The following is a 14,283-nucleotide window of genomic DNA, read 5'->3' on the forward strand; positions in this document are numbered from 1 at the left end:
CCGACAATCCCAGTGGCGCTACTTGCTGTTGAGGAAGGCGAGCACCGCGAGGACCCTGCGGTTGTCGTCGTCGGAGGGCGCCAGTCCGAGCTTGGCGAAGATGCTCGCCGTGTGCTTGCCCACCGCGCTGTCGCTGAGGAACAGCCGCTGCCCGATCGCGGCGTTGGACCTGCCCTCCGCCATCAGTTCCAGCACCTCGCGCTCCCTCGGGGTGAGCCGGCCGAGCGGTTCGCTGCGCGCGTTGCTCGCCAGCAGCCTGGCGATCACCTCGGGGTCCATCGCCGTCCCCCCGCCCGCGACCCGGCGTACGGCGTCGACGAACTGCTCGCCGTTGAACACCCGGTCCTTCAGCAGGTAGCCGACGCCGCCGGACCCGTCGGCCAGCAACTCCCTGGCGTACAGCTGCTCGACGTGCTGGGAGAGCACGAGAACCGGCAACCCCGGCACCTGCCGCCGCGCGGCCAGGGCGGCCTGCAGCCCCTCGTCGGTGAAGGTCGGCGGGAGCCGTACGTCCACGACGGCCACGTCGGGACGCTCACCGACCAGCGCGGCGAGCAGCTCCGGGCCGGACTCGACCGCCGCCACCACCTCGAAGCCGTGGGCGCGCAGCAGGGCGGCCAGGCCCTCCCTCAGCAGGTGCAGGTCCTCCGCAAGCACTACCCGCACCCGCCGGCCTCCGTTTCCCTGCTCCGCATCGTCGTCGCCAGTGCGACGGCCAGCAGGCCGCCGCCGAGCGCAATCATGCCGACGATGACCGGCCACTGGAAGGGCTCGGGCACGTGCAGGCCGAGGAACCAGGACTTCACCGGCGATCCCACCAGCTTGAACACCATCGCGATCAGCCCCTGCGGGAACAGCGCGATCGGCCACAGCGCCCAGCAGATCCGGCCGGCGTAGCGCCACGGTGACCTCGGCACCGGCCGCACCCGGAACGCCCGGGGCAGCTCTATGACGGCCGTGGTCGGACCACCTACAGGGCTGTTCACCGCGAGGACGCCGTCGAAGGCCCCGAGCCTGCGCTCGATGCCGCGCAGGCCGGTGCCGCGCTCGGGGTCCGCGCCTCCGTGGCCGTCGTCGGTCACCGTCACGCGCAGCGCCGGGCCCTGCGCGCTCACGTCCACCCACGCCTCGGTCGCGTCACCGTGGCGAGCGGCGTTCGCAAGCAGCTCGCTGACCGCGAAATACGCCGCCGACTCCAGCGGGGCGGAGGCGCGCTCCGGCAGGTCGACCGTGACGTGGACGCGCAGCGGACTGTCCAGGGCGAGGGCGCGTACGGCGTCACCGAGACCACGCTCGGCCAGCACCGGGGGATGGATGCCGCGCACCAGCCGCCGGAGCTCCTGCAGCGCGGTCGCCGAGGCCTCACTCGCCTTGCCGAGCAGCGCCCTGGCGGCCTGCGGGTCGCTTTCGAGCAGCTGCTCGGCAGCGCCGATCGTCATGCCGATCGCGACGAGGCGGGCCTGGGCGCCGTCGTGCAGGTCGCGCTCGATCCGGCGCAGTTCGGCGGCCTGCGAGTCGACGACCTCGGTGCGCGCCGCGTCCAGGCGGCTGACCTGCTGGGCCAGCCTGGCCTTCTCGGTAGGCCCGAGCAGTGCGGCGGCGATCCTGCCGTGCGCGCGCACGGCCCACGGGGCGTACCAGTACGCGGTGCTCACCGCCAGCAGGATCCAGGCCGCGCCCGAAAGGTCGCCCGTGGCCAGGCGGACCGCGCCGTACGCGGTCGCGAGCAGCGGTGCGGCGACGAGCAGGCCGCCCATCCACAGATCCCCGATGAGGAAGGCGAGGTCGCGCCAGGTGGCCGGATCCTTGGTCATCCAGTTCCACCGCGCGTTGAAGGCCGGGATCGTGGGCTTCTTGTAGAGGGTGCGGCCGTCCCGGTACCAGCCGTCGGCCTGCGGGACCGGCGGGGGCGGCGCGGGCAGATAGGGCTCGTCGATCGGTATGCCCGACCATCGCGCGGCCAGCCTCCGTTGCGCACGGGTCACGGCCCGCGCGAGCCGTACGGCCGGCGGGAAGACGACCACCAGGCCGACCAGGAAGGTGAGCAGCATGGCGAGCAGCACCACCAGGCCCGCGACCTGACCCAGCAGAGCGAGACCGGCGAGGGCGGCGCCTCTGCCGAGGGCGACGAGAGTCGGGCGCGCTGAGGTCATGCACTCCAGTTTGCGGGCTTCCGCCGCGCCGGCACAGTGGCCCGAGCCACCCCATGGGGGTGGGGGAAAGTGCACCCCCGCCGGGTCCGCAGACGCATTCCGGGGCCGCCCTCCCGCTTTCTAGCGTCGTCGGCATGGCAATCATCACCGTGGACCACCTCCGCAAGACGTACGGCACACGGGTGGCGGTCGAGGACGTGTCGTTCTCCGTGCAGGAGGGCGAGGTCTTCGGCATCGTGGGCCGCAACGGGGCGGGGAAGACGACGACGGTCGAGTGCGTCGCCGGGCTGCGCACCCCCACCGCGGGCACGGTCACCGTGGACGCGGACCTGAAGGAACAGGTCGGCGTGCAACTCCAGGAGTGCTCGCTGCCCGACAAGATCCGGGTCGGGGAGGCGCTGGCGCTCTACGCCTCGTTCTACACTCGCCCGGCCGATTGGCGGGCCCTGGCCGAGGAGGCCGGGCTCGACCTCCGCGCGCCCTTCGCGAAGCTGTCGGGCGGGCAGCGCCAGCGGCTGTCGGTCGCGCTCGCGCTGGTCGGAAACCCGCGCGTCGCGATACTCGACGAGCTCACGACCGGCCTCGACCCGCGGGCCCGCCGCGAGACGTGGGATCTGGTCACCCGGATCAGGGACCGCGGCGTGACGGTCCTGCTCGTGACGCACTTCATGGAAGAGGTGGAGCGCCTGTGCGACCGGGTCGCGGTCATCTCCGGGGGGCGCGTGCGGGCGGTGGACACCCCCGCGGGGCTGGTCGCCCGCGCGGGCGGCGAGCAGCGCCTGGTCTTCCACACCGGCGAGCCCGTCGACGCCCTTCGGGCGCTGCCCGAGGTGGCGTCCGTCACGGTGACCGGTGACGGGGACGGTACGGAGACCGGCACGGAGACCGGCGCGAAGGTCACGGTCACCGGCACCGGCGACCTGCTGAGCGCAGTCACCGCCGTGCTGCCCCCCGCCCGGATGCGGGACCTGCGCATGGAGCGCACCACCCTCGACGACGCGTTTCTCGTTCTCACCGGCCAGGAGGAGTCATGACCAAGGCATTCGGAAAGCTCGCGGCGGTGGAGGCCCGGCTGTTCCTACGCGAGCCCGCGGCCGTGTTCTTCGTGGTCGTGCTGCCGGTGGCGCTGCTGCTCGCGCTCGGCAGCACGATTCCCGGCTTCCGGGACGCCGACCCGTCGCTGGGCGGGCAGCGCTTCGTGGACGCGCCGTTCACGGGCATGATGATCCTGCTGTCGATCGTGACGCTCGCGCTCAGCGCGCTGCCGTCGGCCCTGGTGCTCTACCGGGAGCGCGGCGTGCTGCGGCGGATGTCCACCACGCCGGTACGGCCGGGGTCGCTGCTGTCCGCCCAGTTGCTCGTCAACGTGGCGGCGTCGGTGGTGGCGACCGCGCTGACGCTGGCCGTGGGCCACCTGGTCCTCGGAGTGCCGCTCCCCAAGGCGCCCGTGGCGTTCGCGATGGTCTTCGTCCTCGGCTCGGTCGCCATGCTCGCCCTCGGGCTGCTGCTCGCCGCCGTGGCGCCGAACTCCCGGGTCGTCCAGGGCGCGGGAGCGGCCCTCATGTTCCCCCTGCTCTTCCTCGCGGGGATGTGGCTGCCCCGGGCGCTCATGCCCGAGGTCCTGCGCCGGATCAGCGACTTCACCCCCACCGGCGCCTTCGGCCAGGGCCTCGTGGACGCCCTGGGCGGGCACGCCCCTCAGCCGCTCCACCTCGCCGTACTCGCGGGCTGGGCACTGGCCGCCGGCCTCGCCGCGGCCCGCCTGTTCCGTTGGCAGTGATCGCCCGCGGCCCCGCGGCTACCTCACGGGTAATCGCCGGGCCGATCGGCGAGCGGATAGCGTCGGGGTCGTGACCGTCGCCACTCTTCATCAGCGGCCGTTCGGCGAGCTCCTGCGTCAGTGGCGCGAGCACCGGCGGCTGAGCCAGCTCGACCTGTCCAACCAGGCCGAAATCTCCACGCGGCACATCAGCTTCCTGGAGACCGGTCGGGCCACCCCCAGCCGCGACATGGTGCTCCACCTCGCCGAGCATCTCGATCTTCCGCTCCGCGAGCGCAACCACCTGCTGCTGGCCGCCGGATACGCCCCCGTCTACAGCGAGTCGCCGCTCGACTCGCCGGGCATGGCCGCGGTGTACGACGCGGTCCGGCGGCTGCTGTCGGCCCACGACCCCTACCCGGCCGTGGTGGTGGACCGCGCCTGGGACCTCGTCGACGCCAACGAGGGCATCTCCCTGCTCGCCGAGGGGATCGACCCCGACCTGCTGAGCAACGTGCTGCGGGCGAGCCTGCACCCGGAAGGGCTCGCCCCGCACATCCTCAACCTCGGCGAGTGGCGGGCGCACCTGCTCGGGCGGCTGCGCCGGCAGATCACGCTCACCGCCGATCCCCGGCTCTCCGAGCTGTACGCCGAGCTGCGCGACTACCCCTGCGACCAGCCCGAGCCCGAAGTGGAGCTGCCCGGCCCCGGGGACATCCTCGTGCCGCTGCGGGTGCGGCGGGGCGGGCGGGAGCTGTCGTTCTTCAGCATCGTGGCGACCTTCGGCACCCCGCTCGACATCACGGTCTCCGAGCTGGCCATCGAGTCGTTCTATCCGGCCGACGCCGCGACGGCCGCCGTCCTCCTTTCGTGATCAACCGGCGTCCGCTCGGCGATCCGGCCCTGCCACAATTCCCCCATCGAGCCGAGCCCGAATCAGGGGGGAGGCCGGGGTGGGGGGAGAGCAGGGTGCCCACACGGGTGCTGACCAACACGTTCCACGTGGACGCCGCGCCGGAGGATGTCTTCGAGCACCTCACGACGCCCGAGAGCTACATAGGCCTGTCACCGCTCGTGGTGGCCGTGCGGGACGTCGACCGGTCCGATCCGGGGGTCGTGCGGTACACCTCCGTCGAACGGTTCCGCTTCCTCGGCCTGTCGTACGACAACCCGATCGCCGTCACGCTGCTGACCGAGCGCACGGCCGGGAGCCTGTCCGTACGCGGGCAGGTGCGCAGCCCCGGTGGCGTACAGCTGGGATACCGATTCGACCTGTCCCCGCAGGACGGCGGCACCCGGGTGGACGACCGGCTGGACGTGAGCGCGTCCCGGCTGCTGCTGGGCTTCGCGGCGGGCCAGGCGCGTAAGGTCCAGCTCGCCCGGGCCCGGATCCTCGCCGAACGGCTCGCCGGGAGGTCTGCGAACGGGTCCTGAGCGGCTTCACCGGCTCCGAGTGCCCGTCGCGCCGTTTCGCCACCCTGACCGCTGCCCTCTCGCGTGAGAAGCTGGAGTCCCCACCATCGCCCGGAGGTAGCACATGCTCGTGCTGGCGCACGTCAGCGACATCCACATCGACGGAAGCGAGCGGAACACCTCGCGCGCCGCACGCGCGCTCACCTACGCCCGTTCGCTGCGGCCCGACGCCATCGTGCTCACCGGCGATCTGGCGGATCACGGCGCGATGGAGGAGTACGAGATCGTCCGTGAGCTGATCTCCGGCGACGACGTGCCGCTCGTGCTGTGCCCCGGCAACCACGACGCGCGCGGCCACCTCCGCAAGGTCCTGCTGGAGCAGGACGGCGACCACCCGGTCAACCAGGCGCTCAACCTCGACCACGCGACGATCGCGCTGTGCGACTCCAGCATCCCCGGCCGGCCCGAGGGCGCGCTGGACGACGACACCCTGGCCTGGCTCGACTCCGTGCTCGCCGCCACGCCCGGCGTGCCGGCCTTCGTCGGCATGCACCACCCCGCCGTCCCGCTCGGCATCCCGTACGTGGACGGGATCCGGCTCGGGCGGCCGGAAGGGCTGGCCGAGGTCCTGGGCCGCCATCCGCACGCCATCGCGGTGCTGGCCGGGCACGCCCACACGGCGGCGGCCACGACGTTCGCCGGGCTGCCGCTGCTGGTAGCGCCGGGAGTGGTCAGCACCGCGCTGCTGCCGTCCGAGACCCCGGCACACCCGCCGGTCGACTACGATCTGCCCCCGGCCATCGCCCTGCACGTGCTCGACGACGGCCGGATCACCACCCACTACCGGCCCGTGCCCTGACCACCCCTCAGGCGTCCGGGATCCACGAGCCGTGGAACCCGGAGGGCACCCGGCGCGGCAGCCGTACGGACGCGACCTGGGCCAGGTCCGACGCGTCGAGCACCAGCAGCTCCGCGCCGTGCTCGGTGCCGGCGATCGACAGCAGCCAGCCCTCGTCCTCGGCCTTCGCGTCCGAGGCGGGGACGAACACGGCCTCGCCGGGCGAGCGCTCGCCGGTCTCGTGCGCCCGGCTCACGCCGGTCGCGGTGTCGTACTTCAGGATCGCGCCCTTGCTGACGGCGTAGATGTAACGGCTGGTCAGGCCGGTGCGCGCCTCGTTGATCGTGGGGAACTCGACGGCGAGGTCGTCGAGCTGCTCGTCCTTGGCGACGCCGGTGGCGGGGTCGAGGATCCAGCGGTGCAGGGCCGCGCCTCCCGTGTGGGCGGCCGGGTTGGCCGTGCCGCCGATGGTCGGCCAGAAGCCGCAGAACGCCCCCGGCGAGTAGCGCACGGCGTCGACGAGGACGCGCCCGTGCTCGTCCTCGCTCGCGTTGCCCACGTGGAAGACGTAGCAGGGGTCGATCTCGAACCACCGCACGTCGCCGGTCCTGCGGCTCATCACGCCCAGCCGCGCGCCGTAGGAGTCGTCCCACCGGTACGGCATGCCCCGGCCCACCAGGTCGAAGTCGAAGACGACCGGCAGGTCGAGCCACACCACGTGGTTCTCGGTGATCGCGAAGTCGTGGGCCATGGTGGGCCCGGGCACGTCCACCGGCCGGCTCTCCACCAGTTCGCCGGCCGCGGACAGCCGGTGGTAGGTGAGGTAGGGCTCGGCCCAGCCGTATCCGAAGAAGTGCAGTTCCCCGGTGACGGGGTCCTCCTTCGGATGCGCGGTCATCGCCGTGGCGAGCCGCCCGCCGAAGTCGCACGGGCCGACCGTGTCGAGCTCCGGCGTCATCACGTACGGCAGGCCGTTCTCCACGAGCGCGAGGATCTTGTCGGCGTGCCGGATGACGTGCGTGTTGGCGGGGACGGCGGCGAGGTCCACGCCGCGATCGTGCACGTAGGGCGCGCCGTCGAAGCGGGTGGTGCGCACCCAGCGGTTGCGGTACCACTCGGCCCGCCCGTCGCGCAGCCGGATGCCGTGGATCATGCCGTGGCCGACGAACCAGTGCCCCGGGTCCTCTCCGGGACGGGGATTGGGGCCGTTGCGGAAGTAGCGGCCGGTGAGCTCGGGCGGCAGGGTCCCCTCGACGGGCAGGTCGAGGGCGTCGATCTCGTCGGGGACCGGGGCGAGGCGGCCGGTCAGGTAGGAGGCGGTCGGCTCTGTCATGTCGGGGGACTCCCTTCAGGCGGCGTAGCGGGCGCGGACGATCTGGGGATAGCGGATGGTGAACAGGGCCGGCAGGGCGAAACCGCAGACCTTCACCGCGATGATCGCGGCGGTGGCGTGCGGGGCCAGGGCGAACAGCAGGGCGAGGCCGGCCGCGTTCAGCGTGAACCCGGCGGCCCACACTGCGGTGATGACGGCGTTGACCCGGTGGAACAGCGGCGTCGCGTGCACCTCGGCCGGGGTGGTCCGGCGGGCGATGCCCAGCGTGAACGGCTTGCCGATGGCCAGCGATCCCCAGGCGGTGAGGGCCAGCCAGGCCACCGACACGGCCGGGCCGTACTCGCCGAAGGGCGCCGGCGAGACCGTGAACGCGGTGAGCGTGAGACCGGCGAAGAAGACCCCCGAGCTGAGCTCGATGACCATCTCGTCCCATCCGCGCCCCGCCCGGCGGTCGGCCGCGAGCAGCACCACCGAGACGAGGAGCGCGGCCGCGGCCCCGACCCTGGCCTCACCGTTCGTGCTGAGGACGGCGAAGGCGATCCAGGGGAGGAAGGTGAGGACGTAACGGAGCACCGGGGGTTTCCTTAGGTTCGACATTCCACTTGTGACATGTCGAAAGTAGAACCTCCACTGGCGACATGTCAACACAGGAATGTACGATCGGACCCATGAGCCTTCGTCACGCCATGCTCGGCCTGCTCTCGGCCGGGCCCGCCAGCGGGTACGACCTGCTGAAGACCTTCGAGATCTCCCTGGCCAGCGTCTGGCCCGCCACCCAGAGCCAGCTCTACGCCGAGCTCGGCCGGCTGTCCAAGGAGGGTCTGGTGCGGGTCGTCGCGGAGGGCCCGCGCGGGCGCAAGGAGTACGAGATCACCGAGGAGGGCCACGCGGAGCTGCGCCACTGGCTCATCGAGGTGTCGCCCAACCAGACCCGGCGCAGCGACATGCTGCTGCGGGTCTTCTTCCTCGACCAGGTCGACTCCGACGCCGCCCGCGGCTACCTGGAGCGGCTGGCCGAGCGGGCCGTCCACGAGCACGACCAGCTCCGCGGCATCCGCGAGTTCGTCATCAGCGAGGGCGACGACGCACTGCGCCTGTACGGCGACATCGCGCTGGAGTGGGGCCTGCGCCTGACCGCCGCGCAGCGCGACTGGGCCGAGTGGGCGGCCGCCCGGGTGGCGGCGCTGGAGCAGCAGAAAGCCGGGCACACCGCGGCCGACTGACGGACTTCCACGCGGGTGCGCCGCGTCCTGACGCCGGCGGGACGGCCGTTCGTCAGTGCGTGGCCATGTCCACGAAGCGGCTGTAGTGGCCCTGGAAGGCCACCGTGACCGTGGCCGTCGGACCGTTACGGTGCTTGGCCACGATCAGGTCCGCCTCGCCCGCACGCGGCGACTCCCGCTCGTACGCGTCCTCCCGGTGCAGCAGGATGACCATGTCGGCGTCCTGCTCGATGGAGCCCGACTCACGCAGGTCCGACACCTGTGGGCGCTTGTCCGTACGCTGCTCGGGACCACGGTTCAGCTGGGAGATCGCGATGACCGGCACCTCCAGCTCCTTGGCCAGCAGCTTCAGGGCCCGGGACAGCTCGGAGACCTCCTGCTGGCGACTCTCGGTCTTCTTCGGCGAGCTCATGAGCTGGAGGTAGTCGACGATCACGAAGCGCAGGTCGTGACGCTGCTTCAGACGGCGGCACTTCGCCCGGATCTCCATCATCGACATGTTCGGGGAGTCGTCGATGAACAGCGGCGCCTCGGCGACCTCGCCCATCCGGCGGGCCATCCGCGTCCAGTCGTCGTCGCTCATCATGCCCGAGCGCATGGTGTGCAGCGCCACCCGCGCCTCGGCCGACAGCAGACGCATGGTGATCTCGTTGCGCGACATCTCCAGCGAGAAGATGACCGTGGTCATCCCATGCTTGATCGCTGCAGATCGGGCGAAATCCAGACCTAGCGTGCTTTTTCCGATCGCAGGCCGGGCGGCCACGACGATCATCTGGCCGGGGTGGAGGCCGTTCGTCAGGGCGTCGAGGTCCTGGAATCCGGTCGGGACGCCGACCATCTGGCCGCCGCGGCTGCCGATGGCCTCGATCTCGTCCAGCGCCGACGGCATGATCTCCGCCAGCGGGAGGTAGTCCTCGGAGGTGCGGCGCTCGGTGACCTTGTAGATCTCGGCCTGTGCGCGGTCGACCAGGTCGTCGACCTCCTCGCCCTGGCCGCCGTACCCGTAGGAGACGATGCGGGTACCGGCCTCGATGAGGCGGCGCAGGACGGCCTGCTCCCGGACGATCTTCGCGTAGTAGCCGGCGTTCGCGGCGGTGGGCACGATCGCGGTCAGCGTGTGCAGGTAGGCGCCGCCGCCGACGCGGGCGACCTCGCCGCGCTTTTGCAACTCGTCGAAGACGGTCACCGAGTCGGCGGGCTCGCCCCGGCCGTACAGGTCGGTGATCACTTCGAAGACGATCTGGTGGGCGGGCCGGTAGAAGTCGTCGGCGCGCAGCACCTCGATGACGTCGGCGATGGCGTCCTTGGACAGCAGCATGCCGCCCAGGACCGACTGCTCGGCCTCGATGTTGTGCGGCGGCGTCCGCTCGAACATCGAGTCGGAGCCTCCCGGTCCACCCGGGAAGTCGAGCACGCTCACCTCACACCCCCTGCCCGGTGGTCACAGCATCACCAGCCCGGTGCGCAAGTCTCCCCAAGCGCAGGGGTGAGGGGCAACTTGACCAGTGGACAACCCTGTGGACAACGTGTGCAGTGCGTGCGTGCGACATGTGAAAACCCTGGGGACGATCCTGTGGACAGAGATGTGGCCGCATCGCGAAAGTCCGCTCCCACCTGGGATTTCGGTATCCACGGCCTGTGGAAGGAAGAAACCCGCCGAAGTTTTTGATACCGATCGAGCATCGCTCCGTAAGCCGCAAAATGGGTTTATGCCACTTACCTCCGGAACGGGACACGGCCGTGCCCACGACAGGGAGATCCTCAGGCTCGCGATCCCGGCGTTCGGGGCACTGGTAGCCGAGCCGCTCTTCCTGCTCACCGACTCCGTCATCGTCGGCCACCTTCCCGATCCTGCGCTCGGCGCTCTCGGCGTGGCCAGCGCGGCCCTGTCCGCTCTCGTCGGGCTGTGCGTGTTCCTCGCGTACGCCACCACGGCCGCGGTCGCACGGCGGCTGGGGGCGGGGGACGTCAGGCAGGCGATGCGCCAGGGGATGGACGGCCTATGGCTGGCCGCGATCATCGGTCTGGCCGTCAGCGTGGCGTGCTGGCCTCTTGCTCCGTTTATCGTACACCTGTTCGGAGCGACGGGCGAGCTCGCCGCGCAGGCCGTCACCTATCTGCGCATCAGCCTCCTGGGCACCCCCGGCATGCTGCTGATCCTCGCCGGCACCGGCGTCCTGCGCGGGCTGCAGGACACGCGTACGCCGCTGGCCGTGTCCGTCGCGTCGTTCGCACTCAACGGCCTGCTCAACATCTGGTTCGTGCTCGGCCTGGGCTGGGGGATCGCCGGATCGGCCTGGGGCACGGTCGTCGCCCAGTCCCTGGCCGCCGCGACCTACCTCGCGCTGGTCGTGCGGACCGCCCGCGCGCACGGCGCCTCGCTGCTGCCCGACCTCGCCGGGGTGCGGGCCGCGGGCGCCGCCGGGTTCGCCCTGGTCGTCCGTACGGCATGCCTGCAGGCCGTGCTGCTCGTCGCCACCTCGCTCGCCACCCGGATGGGCGACGACCAGATCGGCGCGCACACGGTCGCCGCCCGGATCTGGACGTTCCTCGCCTTCGCCCTCGACGCCATCGCCATCGCGGGGCAGGCCATCACGGGCCGGGCACTCGGCGCGGGCGACACCGAGCGCACCCGCGCGGCCACCCGGCGCATGGTCGTATGGGGCGTCGCGTGCGGCGTGGTCTTCTGCGCCGCCGTCCTGCTGGCGCGCCCGCTGGTCCCGGCCCTGTTCGACGCGCAGGGCGAGGCCGCCACCGAGCTGCTCGCCGTGCTGTGGCCGGTCGCGCTCCTGCAGCCGGTCGCGGGCGTCGTGTTCGTCCTGGACGGGGTCCTCATCGGGGCGGGCGACCAGCGCTACCTGGCCTGGGCGGGGCTGTGGACGACGCTGGCCTACCTGCCGTTCGCCGCCGTCGCCGGCAGCCTGGTCGGCCTGTGGCTCGCGCTCGGCGCCTGGATGGCCGCCCGGCTCGTCACGCTCGCCCTCCGCGCGTACGGCACCGCCTGGATGGTCACCGGGGCCTCGCGGACCGCTCCCTGACGTCACATGCGGCGGGCCTCCAGGACGCGCTGGAGGAACGCCCGGGTGCGGGGGTGCTCCGGCGCGCTGAAGATCTGCTCGGGGGGACCGCTCTCCAGCAGCACGCCGCCTTCGAGGAAGCACACGGTGTCGGCGATGTCGCGGGCGAAGCCCATCTCGTGGGTGGCCAGGATCATCGTCATCCCGGTCTCCTTCAGCTCGCGGATCACACCGAGCACCTCGGTGACCAGCGTGGGATCGAGCGCGGAGGTGACCTCGTCGAGCAGGAGCAGGCGGGGGTCGGTCGCGACCGCGCGGATGACGGCCACCCGCTGCTGCTGACCGCCGGACAGGCGGTCGGGATACTCCCCCGCCTTGTCGGCCAGCCCGAACCGGTCGAGCAGCTCCCGTGCCCTGGCCTCGGCCTCCTCGGGGCGCACGCCGTGCACCTTGCGCGGCGCGAGCGTGATGTTGTCGAGCACGGTCATGTGCGGGAACAGGTTGTAGGCCTGGAACACCATCCCGATGCGGCGGCGGACGTCGTCCGCGTCGGCCCGGACGTCGGTGATCTCGGTGCCGTCGAGGTAGACGGCGCCGTCGTCGATCGTCTCCAGCAGGTTGACGCAGCGCAGCAGCGTCGACTTGCCCGAGCCGGAGGCCCCGATCAGGCAGACGACCTCGTGCGGCGCGACCTCCAGGTCGATCCCGCGCAGCACGCTCAGCCCGTGATAGTGCTTCCAGACGCCCTCGACCTTGAGCAGGCTCATGCCGTGCCGCCTCCCGTCTGACGCCGGGCGGCCCGTGCCGCGAGATGGTCGGTGAACCGCGCCATCGGCACCGTCAGCAGGATGAACAGCAACGCGGCGGCGAGGTAAGGGGTGTAGTTGAAGGAGGAGGCGCCGTGGATCTGCGCCTGCCGCAGCGCCTCCAGCGGGCCGAGCATGGCGACCAGCGCGCTGTCCTTCTGCAGGGAGACGAAGTCGTTGAGCAGCGGAGGGACCACGCGACGCACGGCCTGCGGCAGCACCACGTAGCGCATGGTCTGGCCGTGGCTCAGGGCCAGCGACCGCGCCGCCGCCCGCTGGCTGGGGTGCACCGACTCGATTCCCGCCCGGAACACCTCCGCGACGTACCCCCCGTACGACAGGACCAGCGCGATGATGCCGAGCGTGACCGGGTCGCTCGGCGCGCCCTGCAGCTGGAGCGCGGGGATGCCGAATCCGACCAGGTAGACGAGCAGGATGGTCGGGATACCACGGAAGACATCGGTGTAGAGCATGGCGAGCGCGCGCAGCGGGAAGAACACCGGCGCGCGCAGGCCGCGCACCAGCGCGACGAGGAGGCCCACCACCAGGATGAACACCTCGGCGATGAGGAAGATCTTGATGTTGAGCAGGAACCCGCGCAACACGTCGGGCAGTGCGTCGACGAATTCCTCGGGGCTGAAGAAGAACTCCTGGACCCGCGGCCACCCCGGCGACGCGGTGATCCCGGCGACCAGGGCGACCACCACGACCAGGGTCGAGGCGGTGGCGACGGAGACCGACCGCCGTGCCCGGCCGCGCAGCTCCGCCTCCCGGCGGAGCTGCCGCTCGCTCTTCACCCAGTCAGGCCCCGCATCCCCCACCGGCGTGGGCGACGCGGCCGCTTCCCCGTCGGTCACTTCAGCTCCGGCGCGCCCGCGGCGGCGGTCAGCCACTGGCTCTCGATCTTCGCCAGCTCACCGGACGACTTCAGCTCGCCGATCGCCTTGTCCACGCAGCTCACCAGCGGGCTGCCCTTCTGGAACAGCAGGCCGAACTCCTCGGGCTCCCCGCTGTTCGCGGCGAACTGGCCGACGATCTTCGAGTTCTCCACCTGGGCGGCGGTGACGTAGAAGGCGGTCGGCAGGTCGACGACGATCGCGTCGATCTGCTTGTTCTTCAGCGCGTTGACCGCGTCGACCTGCTGGTTGAACACGCTCGGGTCCTTGGCGGGCTGGATGACCGACCGCACCGCCTCCAGCGCGGTGGTGGCCGCCTGCACGCCGATCTTGGCATCCTTCAGGTCGGCGAGACTCGCGGCGGAGGCGAACTTCGTGCCGTCGAGGGCCACGACGCCCTGCTTGACCGTGTAGTAGCCCTGGCTGAAGTCGACGGCCTTCGCGCGTTCCGGGGTGGCGGAGATCTGGTTGATGTCGAAGTCGAACTGCTTGGGTCCGGGGGCGAACGACGAGTCGAACGGCACGACCGTCCAGGCGACCTCGTCCTTGCTGAAGCCCATCTTGTCGGCCACCGCGTAGGCGACGGCGCTCTCGAAGCCCTGCCCGTTGGCGGGGTCGTCATCCTTGAACCACGGCTCGTACGCCGGCTTGTCGGTGCCGATCGTGAGCTTGCCCGGGCTGGTGAGCTTCAGGCTCTCCTTCGCGCACGCGTTCGCGGCCGCGGAACCGGCCGGGCTGGCGGTGCCGCTCGCGGTGGTGGAGGTGTCGTTCGCCGGTGCGCAGGCGGCGGCCGCCAGCACAAGGGCGCCGGACGCCAGCAGGAGAGTAGGACGGCGCATCACAGC

General features: G+C 71.6%; 15 protein-coding genes. 7 read left to right on the forward strand and 8 right to left on the reverse strand.

What is annotated here, in order from left to right; translation table 11 throughout:
* Positions 1–18 precede the first annotated feature (18 nt).
* Both AB0J39_RS00225 and AB0J39_RS00230 read right to left on the reverse strand, forming a co-directional pair.
* On the reverse strand, positions 19–666 hold the full coding sequence (locus AB0J39_RS00225) for a response regulator transcription factor (RefSeq protein ID WP_363460137.1): 648 nt from the start codon (positions 664–666) through the stop codon (positions 19–21).
* Positions 657–2,153, reverse strand: a complete 1,497-nt coding sequence (locus AB0J39_RS00230; protein WP_363460139.1) for a histidine kinase — start codon at positions 2,151–2,153, stop codon at positions 657–659. The genes AB0J39_RS00225 and AB0J39_RS00230 overlap by 10 nt, the downstream gene beginning before the upstream one ends.
* Positions 2,154–2,287: 134 nt before the next feature.
* Here AB0J39_RS00230 and AB0J39_RS00235 point away from each other — a divergent pair, with 134 nt between their 5' ends.
* The 5 genes from AB0J39_RS00235 to AB0J39_RS00255 all read left to right on the forward strand — a co-directional run bounded on the left by AB0J39_RS00235 (position 2,288) and on the right by AB0J39_RS00255 (position 6,184).
* Entirely contained in the window at positions 2,288–3,187 is a 900-nt protein-coding gene (locus tag AB0J39_RS00235; protein ID WP_363460141.1) for an ABC transporter ATP-binding protein, read from the forward strand.
* Positions 3,184–3,933, forward strand: a complete 750-nt coding sequence (locus tag AB0J39_RS00240) for an ABC transporter permease (protein WP_363460143.1) — start codon at positions 3,184–3,186, stop codon at positions 3,931–3,933. The genes AB0J39_RS00235 and AB0J39_RS00240 overlap by 4 nt, the downstream gene beginning before the upstream one ends.
* 70 nt (positions 3,934–4,003) lie before the next feature.
* Positions 4,004–4,786, forward strand: a complete 783-nt coding sequence (locus AB0J39_RS00245) for a helix-turn-helix transcriptional regulator (RefSeq protein ID WP_363460145.1) — start codon at positions 4,004–4,006, stop codon at positions 4,784–4,786.
* 95 nt (positions 4,787–4,881) lie between these two features.
* Complete coding sequence (locus tag AB0J39_RS00250; RefSeq protein WP_363460147.1) at positions 4,882–5,346, forward strand: SRPBCC family protein; 465 nt, start codon at positions 4,882–4,884, stop codon at positions 5,344–5,346.
* 103 nt (positions 5,347–5,449) lie between these two features.
* Positions 5,450–6,184 (forward strand): metallophosphoesterase, encoded by a 735-nt coding sequence (locus AB0J39_RS00255; RefSeq protein WP_363460149.1) that lies wholly within the window; start codon positions 5,450–5,452, stop codon positions 6,182–6,184.
* A gap of 7 nt (positions 6,185–6,191) precedes the next feature.
* On the opposite strand, the gene AB0J39_RS00260 is transcribed toward AB0J39_RS00255, so the two are convergent.
* Both AB0J39_RS00260 and AB0J39_RS00265 read right to left on the reverse strand, forming a co-directional pair.
* Positions 6,192–7,496, reverse strand: a complete 1,305-nt coding sequence (locus AB0J39_RS00260; protein ID WP_363460151.1) for a carotenoid oxygenase family protein — start codon at positions 7,494–7,496, stop codon at positions 6,192–6,194.
* 15 nt (positions 7,497–7,511) lie between these two features.
* A complete protein-coding gene (locus AB0J39_RS00265) occupies positions 7,512–8,069 on the reverse strand; it encodes a hypothetical protein (protein WP_363460153.1) in 558 nt (185 codons plus the stop codon).
* A 95-nt stretch (positions 8,070–8,164) separates the two neighbouring features.
* Between AB0J39_RS00265 and AB0J39_RS00270 the strand changes: the two genes are divergently transcribed.
* Positions 8,165–8,719 (forward strand): PadR family transcriptional regulator, encoded by a 555-nt coding sequence (locus AB0J39_RS00270; protein ID WP_363460155.1) that lies wholly within the window; start codon positions 8,165–8,167, stop codon positions 8,717–8,719.
* Between the two features lie 52 nt (positions 8,720–8,771).
* Here the strand turns inward: AB0J39_RS00270 and dnaB are convergent, their stop codons facing one another.
* Positions 8,772–10,094: a replicative DNA helicase gene (dnaB, locus tag AB0J39_RS00275; RefSeq protein WP_346224074.1), complete on the reverse strand. Its 1,323-nt coding sequence runs from the start codon at positions 10,092–10,094 to the stop codon at positions 8,772–8,774.
* 334 nt (positions 10,095–10,428) lie between these two features.
* Here dnaB and AB0J39_RS00280 point away from each other — a divergent pair, with 334 nt between their 5' ends.
* Positions 10,429–11,757: an MATE family efflux transporter gene (locus AB0J39_RS00280; protein ID WP_363460157.1), complete on the forward strand. Its 1,329-nt coding sequence runs from the start codon at positions 10,429–10,431 to the stop codon at positions 11,755–11,757.
* Between the two features lie 2 nt (positions 11,758–11,759).
* Here the strand turns inward: AB0J39_RS00280 and AB0J39_RS00285 are convergent, their stop codons facing one another.
* The 3 genes from AB0J39_RS00285 to AB0J39_RS00295 are packed head-to-tail and all read right to left on the reverse strand — an operon-like array spanning position 11,760 to position 14,277.
* Positions 11,760–12,503 carry an amino acid ABC transporter ATP-binding protein gene (locus AB0J39_RS00285; protein WP_363460159.1) on the reverse strand — a complete coding sequence of 248 codons (744 nt, stop codon included), beginning with the start codon at positions 12,501–12,503 and terminating at the stop codon, positions 11,760–11,762.
* Complete coding sequence (locus AB0J39_RS00290; protein WP_363460161.1) at positions 12,500–13,399, reverse strand: amino acid ABC transporter permease; 900 nt, start codon at positions 13,397–13,399, stop codon at positions 12,500–12,502. Before AB0J39_RS00290 ends, AB0J39_RS00285 begins: the two co-directional genes overlap by 4 nt.
* Positions 13,396–14,277: an ABC transporter substrate-binding protein gene (locus AB0J39_RS00295; RefSeq protein ID WP_363460163.1), complete on the reverse strand. Its 882-nt coding sequence runs from the start codon at positions 14,275–14,277 to the stop codon at positions 13,396–13,398. Before AB0J39_RS00295 ends, AB0J39_RS00290 begins: the two co-directional genes overlap by 4 nt.
* Between the last annotated feature and the right edge of the window lie 6 nt (positions 14,278–14,283).

Origin of the sequence: Microbispora sp. NPDC049633 (assembly GCF_040675265.1) — a bacterium.
Taxonomy (GTDB): Bacteria; Actinomycetota; Actinomycetes; order Streptosporangiales; family Streptosporangiaceae; genus Microbispora; species Microbispora maris.

Excerpts from the sequence above, each read along its gene's own strand:
- AB0J39_RS00270 (WP_363460155.1), top strand. The coding sequence starts at position 8,165 with ATGAGCCTTCGTCACGCCATGCTCGGCCTGCTCTCGGCCGGGCCCGCC.
- AB0J39_RS00235 (WP_363460141.1), top strand. The coding sequence starts at position 2,288 with ATGGCAATCATCACCGTGGACCACCTCCGCAAGACGTACGGCACACGG.
- AB0J39_RS00230 (WP_363460139.1), bottom strand. The coding sequence starts at position 2,153 with ATGACCTCAGCGCGCCCGACTCTCGTCGCCCTCGGCAGAGGCGCCGCC.
- dnaB (WP_346224074.1), bottom strand. The coding sequence starts at position 10,094 with ATGTTCGAGCGGACGCCGCCGCACAACATCGAGGCCGAGCAGTCGGTC.
- AB0J39_RS00255 (WP_363460149.1), top strand. The coding sequence starts at position 5,450 with ATGCTCGTGCTGGCGCACGTCAGCGACATCCACATCGACGGAAGCGAG.
- AB0J39_RS00285 (WP_363460159.1), bottom strand. The coding sequence starts at position 12,503 with ATGAGCCTGCTCAAGGTCGAGGGCGTCTGGAAGCACTATCACGGGCTG.
- AB0J39_RS00240 (WP_363460143.1), top strand. The coding sequence starts at position 3,184 with ATGACCAAGGCATTCGGAAAGCTCGCGGCGGTGGAGGCCCGGCTGTTC.
- AB0J39_RS00260 (WP_363460151.1), bottom strand. The coding sequence starts at position 7,496 with ATGACAGAGCCGACCGCCTCCTACCTGACCGGCCGCCTCGCCCCGGTC.
- AB0J39_RS00280 (WP_363460157.1), top strand. The coding sequence starts at position 10,429 with ATGCCACTTACCTCCGGAACGGGACACGGCCGTGCCCACGACAGGGAG.
- AB0J39_RS00295 (WP_363460163.1), bottom strand. The coding sequence starts at position 14,277 with ATGCGCCGTCCTACTCTCCTGCTGGCGTCCGGCGCCCTTGTGCTGGCG.